Here is an 18483-nt window from a genome sequence, read left to right on the forward strand (position 1 = left end):
AATCTGTGTTTTATATCGAAATTATACAATGGTGAATTTATCCAAAAGGAGCGGATGTTTATATGATTCAAAATTCCATTGCAACATTTAAGTGTGAAGTGATTCAAAGAAAATTACAGTTGGTTGGCCAGTGTGCGACAGGAAATTTTCCACAGTCCTTTCCTGATGTTGCAATCAATGTACAAAAAGAATTTGAGATTAGAAGAAACGAAGTGAGGAATGTGGTAGATCCCGAGGTGATTTTTAGTCCTTATCTTTCCAACAACCTTGTTGCTACTTATTTTGCATGTGTGGAAGTGAAGGAATTCGATTCCATTCCTAGCGGGATGATGGGTATTGATATTCCCATGACAACCTATGCAAAGGTAAGTTGTTCAAATAAAACGATTGAAAAGGGTTATGAAAGAATTTTCTCTTGGATGAAGGATAATGGATACCAACATGAAAGTTTCGAGAAGGCTTTACCAATTGAAATTTTCTATTATGAGGATAATGTAGAGGAAGAAATTGTAGAATTATATATTCCTATAGTTGATTAAATGAGGGGGAATTGTTTTGAAAACACTACTAGGCGAAATAGTGAATATTCCTTCCTATCGTGCGATGGGGGTAAAGTGGGAAGGTTCTTATGCGGAAGTGCCAAAACTAAAAGAAGTGATCTTACATATGAGTGATAGAGTCAATGAACTTCTTTATGTAAAGAATCCTAAAACACAATTAGGGTTATCTTATCATTTAAGGTCTGATGGGTTTGTTCATTACTCTGTTTTTGAAGTGGATGATCAACAAGAGTTACAGCCTGAAATGGTCGAAATCATCGTTCCAGAGATGACCTATTTAAAGGTTACGCACCCAAAAGGAAAAGATATCGGTGCCACCTATACGGAAATTTATCAATGGTTTAAAGAGTGTGACTATCGACCTCTAAAGGAAAAAGGCATAGAATATTACGATGATCTTCCAATCAAGCACGAGAGATATCCAATTGAAAGAGACTTGGAAGATCCACATTTTGAAATCTTCATCCCCGTTTTACATAAATCCTAATTATTAAAAAAACGATGCCAATAGCTGGTGTCGTTTTTTTTTTTTTTTGTGATGAAAAATCTAAATAGCCGTTGCATTAATTTGGTAATTATAATATACTACATTACAACACTAATGCACTATGGTTGAATGGAGGTGTAACATTGATTCTTAATACGGATGGTACAAAACCGATTTATGTGCAAATAGCCGAATGGGTGGAGACGGAAATCCTAAACGGAAATTTTCTACAGGATCAAAAAGTGTATTCGCAATATCAATTAGCTGAAATCTTTAATATAAATCCTGCAACTGCAGCAAAGGGTCTTACGCTATTGGTGGAAGATGAAGTCTTATATAAGAAGAGGGGGCTCGGCATGTTTGTTACAGAAGCAGCACAAGCTATCATCCTGACTAAAAGGCGAGAACATACATTAAAAAGACTGGTTTCTGAATTGGTATTAGAGGCTGAGCAACTAAAGGTAGGGCTGGATGAGTTACTAGACATGGTGAGAACGGAAAGTAAACAAAGCAAGGGGGAGTAATATATGAAAGTTGTGGATTGTGAGGGCTTGGTTAAGGAATATGGTCGTTCAAGGGCACTAAGTGATCTGAGTTTCCAAATTAGTGAAAATAAGATAACGGGATTAATCGGCAGAAACGGTGCAGGAAAAACGACCCTTTTAAAAATAATGGCCGGTTTTCAAAAGCAGACTTCAGGAGATATGAGGGTCTTTGGTGAGAAGCCATATAATAGCTTGCTCGCTTCAGTTAACAGTATTCTTGTGGATGATCAAATGGCATTTCCGGTTTCATTGAACCTAGGAGAAGTGTTGGATGCATCGGCAACATTTTATCCCAAATGGGATGCAGAGCTTGCAAGAAGACTATTCGAATATTTTTCCTTTCGTACTGAATATCGTCATAGCGAATTATCCAAGGGAATGAAAAGTACCTTTAATATGATTGTCGGTTTGGCATCCCGTTGCCCACTGACTATGTTTGATGAACCTACAACTGGAATGGACACCTCTGTTCGGAAGGATTTCTACCGGGCACTTCTTAAAGATTATATTGCGAACCCGAGAACCATCATAGTATCGAGTCATCATCTGGAAGAGATAGAGGACCTTTTGGAGGATATTCTTCTGCTGAAAAACGGTAAAAAGCTGTTGCATGTTCCTGTTTCTGATGTTAAGGAATACGCGATCGGGGTGCAAGGGAAGACGAGTGTTCTTACAGATTGGCTGGAGGATAAAGAGGTACTTTACAGGAAAGCGATTGGAACAGAAATAACTTATGTGGTCATAGAAAACAAATATACTGAAAAAATAAAGCAAGATGCTAGAAAGCTAGGGTTTGAGGTTTCTCCCGTCTCCTCAAATGACGTATGTATCTACTTGACTAGTAAAGGAAGAGGTGGAATTGATGCAGTCTTTGAGTAAGGTGTCATTTGACCAACTCGTGAAAAAACAATTTTTATATAAATTAAATGCCTATTCTGGAGTATATCTATCATTGATCATTTTACAAGTGATAGCGGTACTGTTTTCTTTGAATGGAGTGGGAAGTTCAGGTGGAGGATCTGAGCTGGTCAGTTTGAATATTCACTATTATTCTGCGAATCTGATTTTCGTTTTTACGATGTTATGGGTGTTTATCGTATCCATCATCATCACATCAAAAACATATAGGAATGAGGATTTTTCCTTTGTGACAAATAGATTGAGCAGTGATCTGTCTAATGTATTCTATGTGCTCTTGGTAAGCGTCATTGGAACCATAACAGCACTTATGTCCAAGTATCTGCTACAAGTTATTGTACTATTATTACCGAAATTCGACTCCTTTTATCATTCGCCAGTTTCCATGAACATTGGCAGCTTCCTTGTTACTGGAACCTTGACCGCATTTTTATATATCTTATTATGTGGTGGTATAGGATATTTCGTGGGGACGCTGGTTAGGGTATCAAACCTTTTTAAAATCCTGGTCCCTGTCCTATTCGTCGGGTATCTGTTTTTTGGTGGCTTCATCAGTGAGGTGAGTGCTCTTGCTACCATGGTAGAATTTTACTATTTGGAGACTTCCTTTCTTGCATTTGTCTTTAAAGTGCTGATCACGGTCCTTGCACTGTTTGGAAGCTCTATCACCATATTTAACAGAATGGGGGTTAGACAATGAGCAGCTTTGCAGGAATCATCAATCTGGTAATTTTTCTCGGGATCGTCATTTCTGTCTTACTACTATTTTCAAAAGGGATTAAAAAAGTAAACTTTACTTCCTCCGTTAAGAGCAATAATTGGGTTTTAGGTGGATATACCATTATTTTACTTTTCTTTATGGTGATATATATCCTGATGCCTGAAGCCGAACATTTAGAATGGAAAGGCGAAGGAGATGACAAAAATGGCTTACACCTATATGAAAGATTAATGAATAAAGAAGATATCGAGGAACGTTACGTATCTAATAAAGAAACATATGCCCTCTCTGGGCAGGAGCTCGAAATTAGAAGTCAAGACTACTATTCTAATGGATTTTCTATCATGTTTGAAAAAATACCAGACTTAGAAGGTAAAATTGAAGTTATTCTATACAAGGGTATTCTATCTGTTGAACAATTTGACTTTTCAGAGGAGCTTCCTTCTCCCTCCATAACGTTTTATGACGGCATACTAGAGGTGGAACAACCAGCATATTACGAAAAGAGAATAGCCTTTACTACACCAGAGTTTCCTTTCGCGCAATTCAGTGGACAACGTTCAACCATGCAAGGATACGGGCATTCTTCTAGTAATGCCATCATATATGTCAAAGTTCCTGAAGATGTAGAAGTCATATGGAATGAAGAATTCATGATTATTCAGGAAGTTTAATAACCTTTAATGCAAAAAAAACCAAGCATGAAAAGAGAATTCATGCTTGGTTACTCGTTTTTCTTATCTGATTTCTTTTTTGCGATGTAAAAAGCCAAAATGACTAATGGAATCGCAATAAATATTGGGATGTTGATGTGACTCTGTGTGACGATAGCCAAAAGCAGTAATACTCCTATTCCCATAATGATATACAAACAACCTCTCCCGAATGTCTCCATTGATTTACCCCCTTAGATTACCAATTGAGTATTGAGATGTTTTATCTAACATATGTTGATTTATCGTTTGTACAACCCACAAGATTTTAGAGATTATAATAATTTTAAAATAATTCTTCTTTTTCTTACTATTTTTTATTAAAACCGACAAAAAATAATGGATATTGAGGAATATTGTAGTAGGTATCGGTTACAACATGAAAGGAGGTGAAGCGATGAATGTGCGTAACAGTATGATTCTTTCACTTTTCTTTCTATGTTTTCTTCTTTTTCCTGATATAGGAGTTGCTGAAAAAAGGGTAAATCAAGCTGAAGGCAATGGGAAACCCGCTGAAAAAAGTATGGTGGTTTCAAAAAGCGATTCAAAGTTAGATGTGAATTCAGTTATTGATAAGCCTGAAACCGCTTCTAATGATAAGGTGTCAACCAGCGATGTCGGAGCTCAAAAGTCCAAAAAGTCACAGCGGCCTGATATAGTTGTACCGCAAAAAGAAAGACAGCCTGACCCATGGCCAAAATCATCCAAAAAGCTACCTGCCCAGGCAAGTGAGAAAGCAAAAGAAGCTCGCTTAGAGAAAACGGAGAAAAGAAAAGAAGCAAACTCAAACAAGCCTATACATAAAATGTCAGAAACTAAGAAACCGTCTGATGTTGTTGAGAAGACCGTAAGTCTTGAGCCTGGTAAAAAGGTTCGTAAAGAGCAACTAAAGGACAATTTGGCAAATAGATCAGATGATAATTCAGAAGAGTCGCTAGAGTCTAATGAAATTAATTCTGCTACCGAAGTTGATAATGGCAGTTCACCGTTAGAGGAAGATTATCCAGAGGATTTTCCAGAAACAGAGGCTCCGGAATTTTTCATATCCCAGGCCAAACCTTCAGGAAGTATCGCGAAGGGACAATCTTCTGATCAGAAAGTATCATCCAAATCTATATTTGACCTTTTGTCAAATTCCTTAGAAGAAATACGAGTGAATTTCCTGCAACCTTATGTGATGAGGCAACATATTTATCGAAACCAATGGGTTAACGCACCACCAGCACCACCACCAGAAAGTGCTCTTTTTTCTAACAATATATAAGACTATAAAAAAATAGAAAAGGGAGCGAAAAAATGATGAAAATCAACTTTTTAAGTGGTCAAACAGTCGTGAAATCTTTAGTTTTAGCAGGTGTACTTTCTTTAGGATTTGGTGTTGGATTGGGTGAAGCTGCTGGAAAAGAAAACAAGCCAAATGCAGCACAAAAGGTTGAAGTCCAAGCGAAATCTGTAAAAACGGAGAAAGTGAATCCTTCTGCTGACAATAAAGCTAAGTCAAAAGCAAGCGAAAATGCTAGTGATCAGGCGAAAGCTAATGCTTCTGCTAACTCTGCGGTACATTATTCCACAAAAGAAAAAGTGGAAGAGCCTAAAGAAGCACAGCCGGTTATGGATGAAGTTCAGGAAGAACCTGTAGCAGAAGAAACAGTTGAAGTGGAAAAGGAGCATAAAGCAAATAAGGGCCGCACTATGGCAAGTGAAAAAGCCAATGAACAAGCGAAACTTAATGCTGCTCCTAACGCTGCTGTACACGGTAAAACTAAAGAAGTAGTGGAAGAGGAAACTACGGAAGACGCAACAGAAGATGTGACCGAAGAAACTACGGAAGAAGCGACAGAAGAAGTGACCGAGGAAACTACGGAAGAAGCGACAGAAGTAGTAGAAGAGGAAACATCTGAAGAAGCAACAGAAGTAGTAGAAGAGGAAACTTCAGAAGTAACAACAGAAAAAGTAAGTCCTTCTGTTGAGAATAAACAAAATGCAAACGGTAGTAAAAATGCTAACGAAAAAGCGAAAGAACATGCAGCACTTCAATCTGCAGTTCGCATTGTTGTAGAAGAAGAATCAACAGAAGAAGATGAAACTGAAGTAGAATAATTTATTAGTAGACTCCAGGTTTTTTAAGAACCTGGGGTCTTTTTTATAGGAGTTTAGTTTCTAACATAGGCAACTAACTAATTTACTAAATCACTGTCACATTTTTTTTACAGTGTGCATATACTTTCCATTGTGTGATAAAAAATTAGAAAGGAAGTTTGATCAATGAAAGAACTAATCTTAAAAGACGGAAACGAATTTGCAGAATATAAACTAGAAGCATTTTCAAGCGATTTTAAAGTAGTGGAAGTAAATGTTTCAGATGCAACAGAATCTTTACCTGCTCTTATAAACCCAGTAAAACTTAATTTCTAATGTTTCTTAAATGCTGAATATCTTGCAATCCTACATAAAGTAGTGGCAAGAAGGGAGAAGCGTGCCGACAATGGTCACGCTTCTTTTGTTTTGTATTTTTGCAGGAAATTTCAGGTTTTGTGAATTGCTTGGTATAATTATAGGTAAAGCCAGTATTATTGGAGGACCACTTTGGATTTATATTGTACAAAACATAAAAAGGTGTTAGTGGAGCGCTATCACAGGACATCCCAGAAAATCGAATCGTATTGTGTGGACTGTGAAATGGAGGAAAGATATCAAACGCAGGTAGAGAACAGCAGTCAGTTTCGAAGAAAAATAGTAAAAAAACTTAGTGGCAAGCTTTGGGCGTTACTTATGGTTGGAATGCTGATTATTTTATTTTTACCGGTACATACCATTGTTAAGTTTATACTTTGCTTCCTCGTCTTTTTAATCACGCTCAAGCTAATCTTTGATCCGTTCTTATCCCAACCCCCGGCCGATCGTAAACCTGATTGGGATGATATCCGGGCTAAAGCGTTGAATCAGAGCAGCATACAGGCAAATGAGGTCGCAAATGTCAAAAGACAGTGGAAAAAAGGTTTCTTGCAAGAACACAGGAATAAAGCTTGGACAGAAGAAGACTGGCAGCAATACCTAAAACAATATTATAAAAAAAAATAAGCTTCAGGACGTCCACCTATACAAGCACAAACAGGCTATCATACGCTATCAAAAAGGGAGTGGCGGAGATGGCTTGTTTTATTAACAATGTGGTGATTAAGAATGTTAATGGCGGAGTTGTAAACTTTGGGAATATCTTTAAAGCTTGTCCGATAGCAGAAGAAACAGGTGTAACGGGTTCGGGTTCTGGTAACCTTGGGCAGTGCATCAAGACCAATACTAAAATTAGTGTGGTTAATGTTTGCGGGAAGAAAAATGTCCAAATAAATGACGAAATAGGTGAGGGGTTTGACTAAATACTACACGATTGGCATGGCTGGACACATTGATCACGGAAAGACCACGCTGACAAAAGCTTTGACCGGAGTGGATACCGATAGGCTGAAGGAAGAAAAGGAGCGCCAGATATCTATTGAACTTGGCTATGCACCTTTACGTATGGAGGATGGCTCTATTTTATCCATTATAGATGTACCTGGACATGAGCGTTTTATTCGCCAAATGATAGCCGGCGTAACTGGGATTGATCTTGTCATTTTAGTGGTTGCTGCAGATGAAGGAGTCATGCCTCAGACGAAAGAGCATCTAGAGATATTAAAGTTTCTGAAGGTTCAAAAGGGAATCATCGCCATCACTAAAAAAGATAAGGTAGAAGAAGAACTTTTGGAGCTTGTGGAGGAAGAAATCTTGGACGAGCTTGAAGGTTCCATCTTTCAGGATGCACCAGTTGTTTTCCTTAACAGTATAAAAAAAGATGGAATGGAAGAATTGAAACAAGTCATCGTTAATGAGTTGAAAAATCTCCAGGTCAAGCAAGAAGTAGGCAATTTCCGCCTACCGATTGACCAAGTTTTCAGCCTGAAAGGTCAAGGGACGGTTGTAAGGGGAACGATAATGGAAGGCGCTATTCAAAACGATGAAGAGCTGGAAGTACTACCCTCAGGATTGTTAGTGAAAGCAAGGCAGCTACAGGTCCATAATGCTAAAGTCAAAAAGGCAACAGCTGGACAGCGAGTTGCAGTTAATCTACCTAATATCCGTACAGCAGAAATTAAACGCGGGGATGTTCTGGTACATACACATACTTATGAGACAACCGATACGATAGACGTATCCTTGCAATTTGTAAAAAAACCTCAACATCCAATCAAGCAAAGAAGCTTGATAAAAGTTCATATAGGTACAGCGGAAGTGTTAGGGAGGATTGTATTTTTTGACCGTAACGAATATATTGGGGAATCATCAGAAGAAGTGCTATGCCAAATCCGCCTGGAAGAGGCGATTACCGCTAAGAGAGGCGACAAGTTCATTATCAGAAGGCCTACTCCAGTGGAAACGGTTGGTGGAGGGTGGATTATCCAAGCAAAAGGTTCCAAATATAAGTTCGGGAAAGAAACGTTACATAGACTTGAAAAAGTAAAAGAAGGAAGCCCGGAACAAAGGGTCAAACAAACTTTGGCCAAACATTACTTGCTCGAAGGGAAAGGCATTCAAGCAGAAACAGGGTTAACCGATAAAGAAATGGAATCATTAATGGACGATAGAAAAATAATTCGAATAAAGGAAAAGCTCTTTACTAGTTCTGATCATGTAGTTGATCTAAAAAAGAAGTTAACTGACTACATAAAATCTTACCATCAGACACACCCTTTGAAAATCGGTGTGTCAAAAGCAGAGCTCTTATCAAGCCAGATGAATTCTTTTCCTAGTGAACTTGTGGAATATGTAATGGAAATCCTACTAGAAGAAGGGATAATACAGCGGAGGGAAAGCTTATTGTATACCCCGGAGTTTAAGCCGCATTTTCCTAGCGCTTGGAGAAAAAGGATGGAGCAGGTTGTTTCAAGACTAGAGAGTGATGGTCTTACACCCAAGCCTTTTGTGGAATATGGGCAAGAGGCAGGCCTTCCTGAAAAGGAACTTCATGAACTGCGCTACTATTTGATTTACCAAAATAAGGCTTATGAATTGAATGATAAGCATCTAATCAGTGTGATGAATGTCACGGTTTCCGTTAGGGCGTTAAAGAAGAAATATCCACAAGAATTGGAGCTTGGTCAGGTAAAGGACGAACTTGAAGTGTCACGGAAATATTTAATACCGTATATGGAATTGCTCGATTCCTTAGGTATTACGCAGAGGATGGATACGAAGCGCTATTGGGCGTAAATATAAAACGGAGCAGCGATTATACATCAACTGCCTCCGTTCTTATTAACATAAATCCATTTTTGTTTCTTTTCTGTCACAGACCCGATGATAGCAGCTTGTCTATTTTTCTCTTGGAGCTTGGAAATGTATTCATTTGCCTCAGATTTACGCATGCTTATCAGCAATCCACCTGAGGTGATGGCATCACATAAAACCATTTGTTCATATAGCGTAACAGAATCATGGTATAGTACATCATCCTCCAACCATTGATGATTGGATTTCGTACCACCTGGTATGACTCCTTCTTCGGCAAGTTCATATGTTCCTGGTAGTACTGGAACAGCCTGCATATCTATATGTAAGCCCACATCACTTCCACGGGCAATTTCACTTGCGTGGCCAAGCAACCCAAAACCGGTAACATCAGTCACAGCATTGGGATTGAAATGTTGGAGGCTCTCTGCAGCATGCCTGTTTAAGGAAGCCATCGTTTCTGTCACAAGGGAGATCTGGTGTGCAGAAGCTTTTTCCCGCTTAATGGCTGTGGTTAGGATTCCCACTCCAATTGGTTTTGTTAAGACAAGGACATCCCCGGGACACGCACCTGAATTCTTCCATATTCTATCTGGATGGGCAAAACCCGTAACAGATAATCCGTATTTCGGCTCCTGATCATCAATGGAGTGTCCTCCGACAATTACTGCGTCTGCTTCTTTCACTTTATCCAATGCTCCCGAGAGTATGGATTGAAGTATTTGAGGTCCTAATTTCTTGATAGGGTAACCCACGATGTTCAAGGCTGTTTTTGGTGTGCCTCCCATTGCATAGACGTCGCTCAGAGCATTGGCGGCAGCTATTTGACCAAACATATAAGGGTCGTCTACAACCGGTGTAAAATAGTCAAGCGTCTGAATCAAGGCAATCTCATCGGTTATTTTATAAACCCCTGCATCATCAGATGTGCTATAACCTACAAGGAGGTTTGGGTCTGGTTTATTTACAGGTAAATCACGCAAAACTTGCGCGAGGTCACTTGGACCAAGTTTGCATCCTCAGCCAGCTTTAGTCGATAGTGATGTTAAACGGATCTTTTCATGTTCACTCATTTCAGCCACCTCCTGTCTTTTCAGTATATTCTTCCCGAGATTTGTTTTCCAGTGATAAAGATTTGAATTTTGCGAAAAGATATAAGTTGTACTATGATAGAAGTAATGACTGGGAGGAAAATCTTGGTCATCGTAGTGAACAACTTGCATAGGAGGAAAAAACATGAGCAATTTCAAGGTATCCATCGAATTTTGCATGCAGTGAAACTACGCGCCCAAAGCCGCGAGTTTCGCGGAATCATTATTTTCCCATTTCCGTACGGATATCTCTTCTATGGAGCTGATTCCAAGTTCCGGTGGAAAGTTTGAAGTGACCGTAAATGAAGAAACAATCTTTTCTAAAAAAGAAACAGGTGTATTCCCCAAAGCGGAAGACATCATTGCTCATTTGGAAGGCAAGTAGGAGAGGAGGGGTGACCCTTCTCTTTTGCTTTTTTAATAAGGTATAATAAAAACACGATTGTACAAGAGTAGGTGAAAATCATGAAAGAATTATTCCGAAACATACCTCCTATCCATGAACTGCAGAAGCAACATTCTTTTATACAACTATGCAAAAGATTTGATGTTGATAAAAGCCTCATGACCTCCATAGTGAGGACAACGATCGACAAGATAAGAAGTGAAATAATATCGGGTGAAATGAAAGGTGCCAATATCAATTCAAAGATATGGTATGAAGCTGAAGTGATCTTGCAGAGTAAAAGCAACTTCAATCTCATGCCTGTTATTAATGCAACAGGAACGGTTCTTCATACAAATCTAGGGCGCGCAAGGTTAAGCCGGGAAGCAATTGACAGGGTTGTGGAAGTTGCCTCCAATTACTCCAATTTGGAATTTGATATAGAATCGGGCAAACGAGGCTCCAGGCACGATATAATTGAAGCCCTCATTAAAGAAGTGACGGGTGCTGAAGCGGCGATGGTAGTGAACAACAACGCAGCTGCAGTGTATTTTATCCTGAATGCTTTTGGAAAAGGGAAAGAAGTCATTGTCTCAAGAGGTCAGTTAGTGGAAATCGGCGGTTCTTTTCGTATTAGCTCCATCATGGAAGAGAGTGGTGCGAAGCTTATAGAGGTCGGTACCACCAATAAGACACACTTAATGGATTATCAAGAGGCAATATCAGATGAGACGGCTATGTTGCTTAAAGTACATACAAGCAATTTTAAAACAATAGGATTTACCCAATCCGTTTCAACCGAACAACTCGCAGGTTTAAAGGGAAGTAGGGAGGATATTATCCTCTATGAAGACCTTGGGAGCGGAGTCCTATACGACTTCACAGAAGGTGGTATTGGCGAGGAACCGTTAGTACAAAAAGCCTTACATGCAGGTGTCGATATCGTCTCCTTTAGCGGTGATAAATTGTTGGGTGGTCCCCAGGCAGGAATCATCGCAGGGAAAAAGGAATACATCGATAAATTGAAAAAACATCAGCTTGCACGGGTTTTGAGAATGGATAAAATGAGCTTTGCTGCCCTTGAGGCAACACTAAAAGCATATGCCATGAACAAAGCTAAGGAGATCCCAACTATTAGGGATATGCTTCTATCTGTGGAAGAGATCAGTGAAACAGCAACTTTGTTCCTTCATTCCATTGAAGGTTTGGAGATTTTTGAATGGGAAATCACAGAAGTAGAATCAATGATAGGTGGTGGGACCATGCCAGGTGTTACCTTACCTTCCATAGCAGTTAAGGTTTCTACGGAAAAACTGTCCGCACAATCTTTAGCTGAAAAGTTAAGAATGGGTACCCCAAGTGTGGTAGTCCGTATCCAGGATCAGCATGTTCTTCTGGATTTCCGAACCATCACACAAGGGGAGTTAGATAAGCTAGTGGCAGCTTTTCGTAATGTTGAGCTTACATATCGTGACTAGAATTATGTTTTTGACGGGTGTGCTGACGGTTCTTCACTTTATGAGATCCGCTTAAAGGAGCCGGTTGCCCAGATTGATTATCTTTAGGTTGGTTTCTGACCATATCCTTGTGGCTGTTTTTGTTCATAGTGTATCTCCTCCTTTACCTATAGTTTTAGAAAATAGACAAGGTTTATGCTCAACTGTTTAAGGTATATTTTTCTTTTAAACGGGCAGTATAGGTAGAGCTATTATTTACTTTGATCTGAAGGAGCGAATAGATATGCCATATCATAAAGACAAACAGCAGGCTTTTCAAGCAGCCCAACAAGGAACCGAACAAGCAAGAGATGTGTACGAAGCGATTGTAAGAAACGATCCAAATTACGGACATGACTTCAAACGACTAGAAAATGAAGTGAATGAAGCGATGGAGCAGATCAATAATGCCCTTGAAGTAGCTTCTGAAACGCAACGTCCTCAACTGATGCAATTTCAAGCGGATCTGCAACGGCTGATGCAACAAGGTGACGGGAATACGTTGGAATAGAGGCTTGATGTGGTTTAGGCCAATCTTGAACTGGTAGTTTAAGTTTAGGATTGGCTTTTTTGTTTGTAAAATATAAAAATCAACCCCGGTTACTTGGAGTTGATTTTACGTTAAGTCTTATTACTGATTCTTCTTGCGCTTCTTATTATTTTGCTTCTGAGCTTCTGTCAAAGGTTCATTGGATAACTCTTCATTGTACCCTGCACCAATTCCTTGCCCACTGGCACTGTTCATGCCTTCGATCACATGGTTCGATTTTCTTTTTGCCACTTTGCTTCACCTCCATTTTTAGTTTCTCCTGAGGTTTCAACAGCATGTATTTGTGGAATATTATGAAAGATAAGTGTAACTTATGTGATTTGATAACTTTATTGATATTTACTTATGAGAAATGTTGTATTAAGATAATATTGTAAGGACTATTCGGTGGGAGAAACAACTCGAAAATTGTCTCAAAGAAAAACATTCTCAAATGCTTTCCTCACAAATGAAAGCTTGTTTTTCAATGCCTATTAATTGTTCATAGCGAGGTCCTATTAAACTATGAGTAGCAGGGGGTAATACATATGACGAAGCAAGATGTTTTTAATGCCCGCACGTCTTTTGATGTGAACGGCAAAACGTATCATTACTATTCTTTGCAAGCGCTTGAAAAAGCAAACATTGGTAACGTGTCACGCTTACCATATTCCATTAAAGTATTATTAGAATCCGTTCTACGCCAAGTAGACGGCCGTGTTATCACAAAAGAGCACGTTGAAAACTTAGCAAAATGGGGAACAGACGAGCAGAAGGACGTGGATGTACCATTCAAGCCTTCCCGTGTTATTCTTCAAGATTTCACAGGGGTTCCAGCGGTGGTTGACCTTGCGTCTTTACGTAAAGCAATGGCTGACGTTGGTGGGGACCCACAGAAAATAAATCCTGAAATTCCGGTTGATCTTGTAATTGACCACTCTGTTCAGGTTGATAAAGCTGGTACGGCTGATTCTTTAGACTTCAATATGAAGCTTGAGTTCGAACGTAATGCAGAGCGTTACAAGTTCCTAAGCTGGGCAAAAAAATCTTTTGACAACTACCGTGCAGTTCCACCAGCAACAGGTATCGTTCACCAAGTTAACTTAGAGTACTTGGCTAACGTTGTTCATGCTGTAGAAGAGAATGGCGAATATGTTGCCTTCCCTGACACGCTTGTCGGAACAGACTCCCATACAACAATGATCAACGGTATCGGTGTTCTTGGATGGGGTGTAGGTGGTATCGAAGCAGAAGCAGGAATGCTTGGCCAACCTTCATACTTCCCAGTTCCTGAGGTTGTAGGGGTTAAATTGACTGGCGCTCTGCCAAACGGAACAACCGCAACTGACTTAGCACTAAAAGTTACGCAAGTATTGCGTAAACATGGTGTGGTTGGTAAGTTTGTTGAGTTCTTCGGACCTGGTGTATCTGAATTACCACTAGCAGACCGTGCAACGATCGCCAACATGGCACCTGAGTACGGAGCAACTTGTGGATTCTTCCCGGTTGATGAAGAGTCACTTGACTACATGCGTTTAACTGGACGCAGTGAAGAGCAAATCAAATTGGTAGAAGAATATTCTAAAGCAAACGGATTATTCTTCAGCCCTGACGCTGATCCTATCTACACAGATGTAGTAGAGATCGATCTTGGTGAAATTGAACCAAACCTTTCCGGACCTAAACGCCCTCAAGACCTTGTGCCACTATCCATGATGCAGGAAACATTCCGCAATGCGTTAGTCGCTCCACAAGGTAACCAAGGCTATGGTCTAACTCCTACTGACATTGCTAAAGAAGTAGAAGTGACATTAGCTTCCGGTGAAAAAACGAAAATGAAAACAGGATCTATTGCGATTGCTTCCATTACTTCCTGTACGAATACATCCAACCCATACGTATTGATCGCTGCTGGATTAGTTGCGAAAAAAGCGGTGGAATTAGGATTGGAAGTACCAAGCTTTGTGAAAACGTCCTTAGCACCTGGTTCCAAGGTTGTTACAGGATACCTACACGATTCCGGACTTCAACCATACCTAGATCAACTAGGCTTTAACATCGTAGGTTACGGCTGTGCGACATGTATCGGTAACTCCGGTCCATTAGCGGACGAAATCGAAGAGGCAGTAGCAGAAAATGACTTGCTTGTCACTTCTGTACTTTCTGGTAACCGTAACTTTGAAGGACGTATCCACCCGCTTGTAAAAGGTAACTACCTTGCATCTCCACCACTAGTTGTGGCATATGCACTTGCTGGCAATGTGGATGTTGATCTTCAAAACGATGTCATCGGAAAAGACAAAGACGGCAATGATGTATTCTTCAAAGACATCTGGCCTTCCATGACAGAAGTGAAAGAAGTCGTTAAATCAACGGTAACTCCAGAGCTATTCCGCAGAGAATATGAGCATGTATTCGATGACAATAAGCGTTGGAATGAAATCCAGACTTCTGATGAGGCATTGTATTCATGGGATAATGATTCCACATACATTCAGAATCCGCCGTTCTTTGAAGGCTTGACTCCTGATGCGGGTACGGTAGAACCACTTACTGGTCTACGTGTAGTTGGAAAGTTTGCAGATTCTGTAACAACAGATCACATTTCTCCAGCTGGATCCATCGGAAAAGATACGCCTGCAGGGAAATACCTACAAGCAAACGGTGTAACTCCTCGTGAGTTCAACTCTTACGGTTCCCGTCGTGGTAACCATGAAGTAATGATGCGTGGTACGTTCGCGAATATCCGTATCCGTAACCAAATCGCTCCAGGAACAGAAGGCGGCTGGACGACTTACTGGCCAACTGGCGATGTAATGTCCATTTATGACGCTTGCATGAAGTACAAAGAAGAAGGCACAGGCCTAATGGTCATCGCTGGTAAAGACTATGGTATGGGAAGCTCCCGTGACTGGGCTGCAAAAGGAACAAACTTACTTGGAATTAAAACAGTTATCGCGGAAAGTTTTGAAAGAATCCACCGTAGTAACCTTGTTCTAATGGGAGTTCTACCTTTACAATTCAAAGATGGCGAAAGTGCAGAAGTGCTTGGCTTGACTGGTAAAGAAACGTTTGAAGTAGCTGTTGACGAAACAGTTAAACCACGTGACTTTGTAAAAGTTACGGCTACAGACGAAGAAGGCAACAAGAAAGAATTTGAAGCACTTGTTCGTTTCGATAGTGAAGTAGAGATCGACTACTACCGTCACGGTGGTATCCTGCGTATGGTATTGCGCGACAAGCTAAAAGCATAATTGTATATAAGAAAAAGCTGGTCTCCATAGGTGGCCAGCTTTTTTGTGAGCTAGAAAGTGTTAAAAAATAGACAAAAGGTATTCCTAAAAAGTTAACGTATTTATGATTAAATGAGGTTATCAACAAGCAAAGGAGAACGGAATGGAAGCCATTCAATTAGGTCCACTGCTTTTAAAGAAGTCCTATATAGTTCTTCTTTTTTCATGTTTACTTGCATATTTATATATATCCATGTACCTTAGGAACAAGCCCGATATGTTAAAGACAGTGGAGAATTACTTAACATCCGGCATGTTATTGTGGATAGTCGTTTTTAAATTTAGTATTATTATTTTCAGGCCGTCCATCATTTGGACAAATCCCTATGGATTATTGTTTTTTACAGGGGGGACTAATGGAGCTTACCTGGCAACAGTAGGAACCATCCTGTTCTTATATTGGAAGCTTCATCGATCGGACATACATATTAAAACTTCTACGGTTATCATTGTTCCAAGCATCCTTATTGTCATTGCAGGATATTATGGAATTTTGGCGATTTTATAAAGGTGGGATAGTAGATGAAAAAAGTAATAGCTATTGTATTTCTTGTAGCTTTAAGCGGTTACGCAATTTTACAGGTGTTCGGGGAAAAAGATCCGGATGTTGGCACGCAACCCGGTGATAAGGCAAGAGACTTTGAACTGAGTACTTTAGCGGGAGGAACCGCAAAGCTATCTGAATTCGAGGGAAAAAAAGTGATTGTGAATTTCTGGGCAACCTGGTGTGGCCCATGTCGTGCAGAAATGCCAGAGATGCAGAAATACCACACCGAGAATGAGGATGTTGTCATGCTGGCGGTAAATTTGACTGACCGGGAGCCTGATCTTGAAACGGTAAAAGAGTATGTGGAAGAAGGTGGTTATACGTTTCCGATACTCTTGGATGAAGAGGGTGTTTTCAGACACTACCAAGTAATGACGATGCCTTCTACTTTTTTCATTGATTCTGAAGGAGTAATTTCTTATATGCACCTTGGACCAATGACATACGAGTTGATGGAAGAACAGGTTGGAAAAATGAATTAGTGCAAAAAACGAAAGGATTCCATATGGATTGGAATCCTTTTAATATTTCCATCGATAATGACCTGTGATGGGTGAGGTGAAGGAAGTGAGTTTTATTTCAGACGCAAATGGATAAGTATTGTGAATGAGATACGGAATTCCATCTTTTGTACGTTTATCCGATACTATTCCAACATGATCGAAATCACCACCAAGAAAGACTACAATGTCACCCGGCTGCCATTGTTCTAAATTTTCAATATCCCCCTTAATGATCTCTGTTGTCAATGGTTCTGCAAACCGCTCGAAAAAAACGGATTGATTTGGGACACGCCTGAAATCAATGTTTGGATCTGGTGTGCCGCCCACTCTTGGATAAAGTTCAGTATTTTCCCTAACATCTTTATCTAAGAGGTCTTTAAGGTTTATTCCTGCTCCCAACAGTCCACGCCACACTACATCTGTACATACCCCTTCCGTATCCGGTGGGTACCCCCCATCATAATAAACACTTTTATATGGTGTTCGTTGATCGACTTCTCTTCTTGCAGTGAAAACAATATCAAGGTGGTCTGGGATTCCGTTCTCGTTCAAATCAACTTCAGAGATAGTGGCAGGAACCTCTAATTTCTTCGTGAAAGGCGTAGGTACATTAACACCTAAATAATCAAAGATGATTCCATCTCGAAAAAGTAATGAAAAACAAACAACGAAAGTGAAAAAAACCGCAATCAATATTCCAGTTTTCTGTATCATTTTCCACCTCCAGGTCATATAGCTCGGTTTTTGATTTGCTCCATATGATGTTTATCGTGATTAAGAAACATTTTCAGAAATGATTCAGGAGTGAATTTGCGCTTTTTATTTCCTATTGTGAATCGTACCCCTTGATTCAAATTCTCCATATTTCTTATTAATTCCTTCCTAATGAGGACAAATTCCTCTAAGAGAGCTTCCGTATCATTGAAAACTTTTATTGCCTGTATCGCTTTTTCATTATATTCATCATGATCAGGGAAGTCAGGCAAGACTCCACCTTCTTTCATTTTAGGTACCATCTTTTCCAACAAAAAAAGGTCCCAATAATAAATGTGCCCGATGATTTCTTTCACCGACCATTTCCTATTACTTATTGGAGTGATTAATTCAGTTTCGTCTTTTGAATTAAACGAGCGAAAGAATTCCATATTGCTTTCATATGATTGGTAAGTCGATGTAGATAATGTCATAAGAAACCCTCACTTTTTAGAATATTCATACCTTTTAATATTATCGTAGATTTTTAAAAGATACAAGAACGTATATTCGATGTTTATGGCTATATATACCAGTTTTTAATTTTCAGAATATGGATATAAACATATTAAACAACCTTCTTAAAACACTCCGTTTTACTGTCATCTGCTAATTTTTAATGAAATTCTAACCAATTCGTCAGAAAGTTATCATAATTTTAGAGTATTTTGGAC

23 protein-coding genes and 1 pseudogene are annotated in these 18483 nt (G+C 39.5%); 18 read left to right on the forward strand and 6 right to left on the reverse strand.

Annotation, left to right across the window (positions count from 1 at the left end; translation table 11 throughout):
* The first annotated feature begins 62 nt into the window (after positions 1-62).
* The 6 genes from EKQ44_RS03865 to EKQ44_RS03890 all read left to right on the forward strand — a co-directional run bounded on the left by EKQ44_RS03865 (position 63) and on the right by EKQ44_RS03890 (position 3905).
* Positions 63-539, forward strand: a complete 477-nt coding sequence (locus EKQ44_RS03865) for a GyrI-like domain-containing protein (protein ID WP_237662237.1) — start codon at positions 63-65, stop codon at positions 537-539.
* Between the two features lie 16 nt (positions 540-555).
* Positions 556-1047, forward strand: coding sequence for a GyrI-like domain-containing protein (locus tag EKQ44_RS03870; RefSeq protein ID WP_237662238.1), 492 nt, complete (start codon positions 556-558; stop codon positions 1045-1047).
* A gap of 143 nt (positions 1048-1190) precedes the next feature.
* The gene (locus EKQ44_RS03875; RefSeq protein WP_237662239.1) at positions 1191-1571 is read left to right on the forward strand and encodes a GntR family transcriptional regulator; all 381 of its coding nucleotides are present in this window, start codon (positions 1191-1193) and stop codon (positions 1569-1571) included.
* A gap of 3 nt (positions 1572-1574) precedes the next feature.
* Positions 1575-2471: an ATP-binding cassette domain-containing protein gene (locus EKQ44_RS03880; protein ID WP_237662240.1), complete on the forward strand. Its 897-nt coding sequence runs from the start codon at positions 1575-1577 to the stop codon at positions 2469-2471.
* A complete protein-coding gene (locus tag EKQ44_RS03885) occupies positions 2455-3210 on the forward strand; it encodes a hypothetical protein (protein WP_237662241.1) in 756 nt (251 codons plus the stop codon). The genes EKQ44_RS03880 and EKQ44_RS03885 overlap by 17 nt, the downstream gene beginning before the upstream one ends.
* Entirely contained in the window at positions 3207-3905 is a 699-nt protein-coding gene (locus EKQ44_RS03890; protein ID WP_237662242.1) for a hypothetical protein, read from the forward strand. The genes EKQ44_RS03885 and EKQ44_RS03890 overlap by 4 nt, the downstream gene beginning before the upstream one ends.
* Positions 3906-3955: 50 nt before the next feature.
* Here EKQ44_RS03890 and EKQ44_RS03895 read toward each other — a convergent pair whose 3' ends face one another.
* On the reverse strand, positions 3956-4126 hold the full coding sequence (locus EKQ44_RS03895; RefSeq protein ID WP_237662243.1) for a hypothetical protein: 171 nt from the start codon (positions 4124-4126) through the stop codon (positions 3956-3958).
* A gap of 215 nt (positions 4127-4341) precedes the next feature.
* Between EKQ44_RS03895 and EKQ44_RS03900 the strand changes: the two genes are divergently transcribed.
* From EKQ44_RS03900 to selB, 6 genes are all read left to right on the forward strand, one after another.
* Positions 4342-5208, forward strand: a complete 867-nt coding sequence (locus EKQ44_RS03900; protein WP_237662244.1) for a hypothetical protein — start codon at positions 4342-4344, stop codon at positions 5206-5208.
* A gap of 32 nt (positions 5209-5240) precedes the next feature.
* The gene (locus tag EKQ44_RS03905; RefSeq protein ID WP_237662245.1) at positions 5241-6044 is read left to right on the forward strand and encodes a hypothetical protein; all 804 of its coding nucleotides are present in this window, start codon (positions 5241-5243) and stop codon (positions 6042-6044) included.
* A 165-nt stretch (positions 6045-6209) separates the two neighbouring features.
* Positions 6210-6359: a hypothetical protein gene (locus tag EKQ44_RS03910; protein ID WP_237662246.1), complete on the forward strand. Its 150-nt coding sequence runs from the start codon at positions 6210-6212 to the stop codon at positions 6357-6359.
* Positions 6360-6530: 171 nt separating this feature from the next.
* Positions 6531-7025, forward strand: coding sequence for a hypothetical protein (locus tag EKQ44_RS03915; protein ID WP_237662247.1), 495 nt, complete (start codon positions 6531-6533; stop codon positions 7023-7025).
* A gap of 68 nt (positions 7026-7093) precedes the next feature.
* The gene (locus EKQ44_RS03920; RefSeq protein WP_237662248.1) at positions 7094-7321 is read left to right on the forward strand and encodes a spore germination protein; all 228 of its coding nucleotides are present in this window, start codon (positions 7094-7096) and stop codon (positions 7319-7321) included.
* Positions 7314-9194 carry a selenocysteine-specific translation elongation factor gene (gene selB / locus EKQ44_RS03925; RefSeq protein ID WP_237662249.1) on the forward strand — a complete coding sequence of 627 codons (1881 nt, stop codon included), beginning with the start codon at positions 7314-7316 and terminating at the stop codon, positions 9192-9194. The genes EKQ44_RS03920 and selB overlap by 8 nt, the downstream gene beginning before the upstream one ends.
* Positions 9195-9220: 26 nt before the next feature.
* Here the strand turns inward: selB and selD are convergent, their stop codons facing one another.
* Positions 9221-10285, reverse strand: a complete 1065-nt coding sequence (gene selD / locus EKQ44_RS03930) for a selenide, water dikinase SelD (protein ID WP_269151524.1) — start codon at positions 10283-10285, stop codon at positions 9221-9223.
* A 217-nt stretch (positions 10286-10502) separates the two neighbouring features.
* Here selD and EKQ44_RS03935 point away from each other — a divergent pair.
* Together EKQ44_RS03935 and selA are read left to right on the forward strand one after the other, a co-directional pair.
* Positions 10503-10688, forward strand: a pseudogene (locus EKQ44_RS03935) (Rdx family protein); the annotation flags it as partial.
* A gap of 80 nt (positions 10689-10768) precedes the next feature.
* Complete coding sequence (gene selA / locus EKQ44_RS03940) at positions 10769-12166, forward strand: L-seryl-tRNA(Sec) selenium transferase (RefSeq protein WP_237662251.1); 1398 nt, start codon at positions 10769-10771, stop codon at positions 12164-12166.
* Here the strand turns inward: selA and EKQ44_RS03945 are convergent.
* Complete coding sequence (locus tag EKQ44_RS03945) at positions 12150-12293, reverse strand: small acid-soluble spore protein P (RefSeq protein WP_010193529.1); 144 nt, start codon at positions 12291-12293, stop codon at positions 12150-12152. The genes selA and EKQ44_RS03945 overlap by 17 nt on opposite strands.
* A 135-nt stretch (positions 12294-12428) precedes the next feature.
* Between EKQ44_RS03945 and EKQ44_RS03950 the strand changes: the two genes are divergently transcribed.
* The gene (locus EKQ44_RS03950; RefSeq protein WP_010193531.1) at positions 12429-12695 is read left to right on the forward strand and encodes a hypothetical protein; all 267 of its coding nucleotides are present in this window, start codon (positions 12429-12431) and stop codon (positions 12693-12695) included.
* Positions 12696-12815: 120 nt separating this feature from the next.
* Here the strand turns inward: EKQ44_RS03950 and sspO are convergent, their stop codons facing one another.
* Positions 12816-12965, reverse strand: coding sequence for a small acid-soluble spore protein O (gene sspO / locus EKQ44_RS03955; protein ID WP_063561000.1), 150 nt, complete (start codon positions 12963-12965; stop codon positions 12816-12818).
* A gap of 296 nt (positions 12966-13261) precedes the next feature.
* Here sspO and acnA point away from each other — a divergent pair, with 296 nt between their 5' ends.
* From acnA to EKQ44_RS03970, 3 genes are all read left to right on the forward strand, one after another.
* Complete coding sequence (gene acnA / locus EKQ44_RS03960; RefSeq protein ID WP_237662252.1) at positions 13262-15967, forward strand: aconitate hydratase AcnA; 2706 nt, start codon at positions 13262-13264, stop codon at positions 15965-15967.
* Between the two features lie 256 nt (positions 15968-16223).
* Entirely contained in the window at positions 16224-16514 is a 291-nt protein-coding gene (locus EKQ44_RS03965; protein ID WP_237662253.1) for a hypothetical protein, read from the forward strand.
* A 14-nt stretch (positions 16515-16528) separates the two neighbouring features.
* Positions 16529-17035, forward strand: coding sequence for a TlpA family protein disulfide reductase (locus tag EKQ44_RS03970; RefSeq protein ID WP_237662254.1), 507 nt, complete (start codon positions 16529-16531; stop codon positions 17033-17035).
* 39 nt (positions 17036-17074) lie between these two features.
* Here EKQ44_RS03970 and EKQ44_RS03975 read toward each other — a convergent pair whose 3' ends face one another.
* A complete protein-coding gene (locus EKQ44_RS03975) occupies positions 17075-17770 on the reverse strand; it encodes a DUF1287 domain-containing protein (protein ID WP_237662255.1) in 696 nt (231 codons plus the stop codon).
* 14 nt (positions 17771-17784) lie between these two features.
* On the reverse strand, positions 17785-18243 hold the full coding sequence (locus EKQ44_RS03980) for a DinB family protein (RefSeq protein WP_237662256.1): 459 nt from the start codon (positions 18241-18243) through the stop codon (positions 17785-17787).
* Between the last annotated feature and the right edge of the window lie 240 nt (positions 18244-18483).

The sequence above is a fragment of the Sutcliffiella horikoshii genome (genome assembly GCF_021991925.1).
Classification (GTDB): Bacteria; Bacillota; Bacilli; order Bacillales; family Bacillaceae_I; genus Sutcliffiella_A; species Sutcliffiella_A horikoshii_F.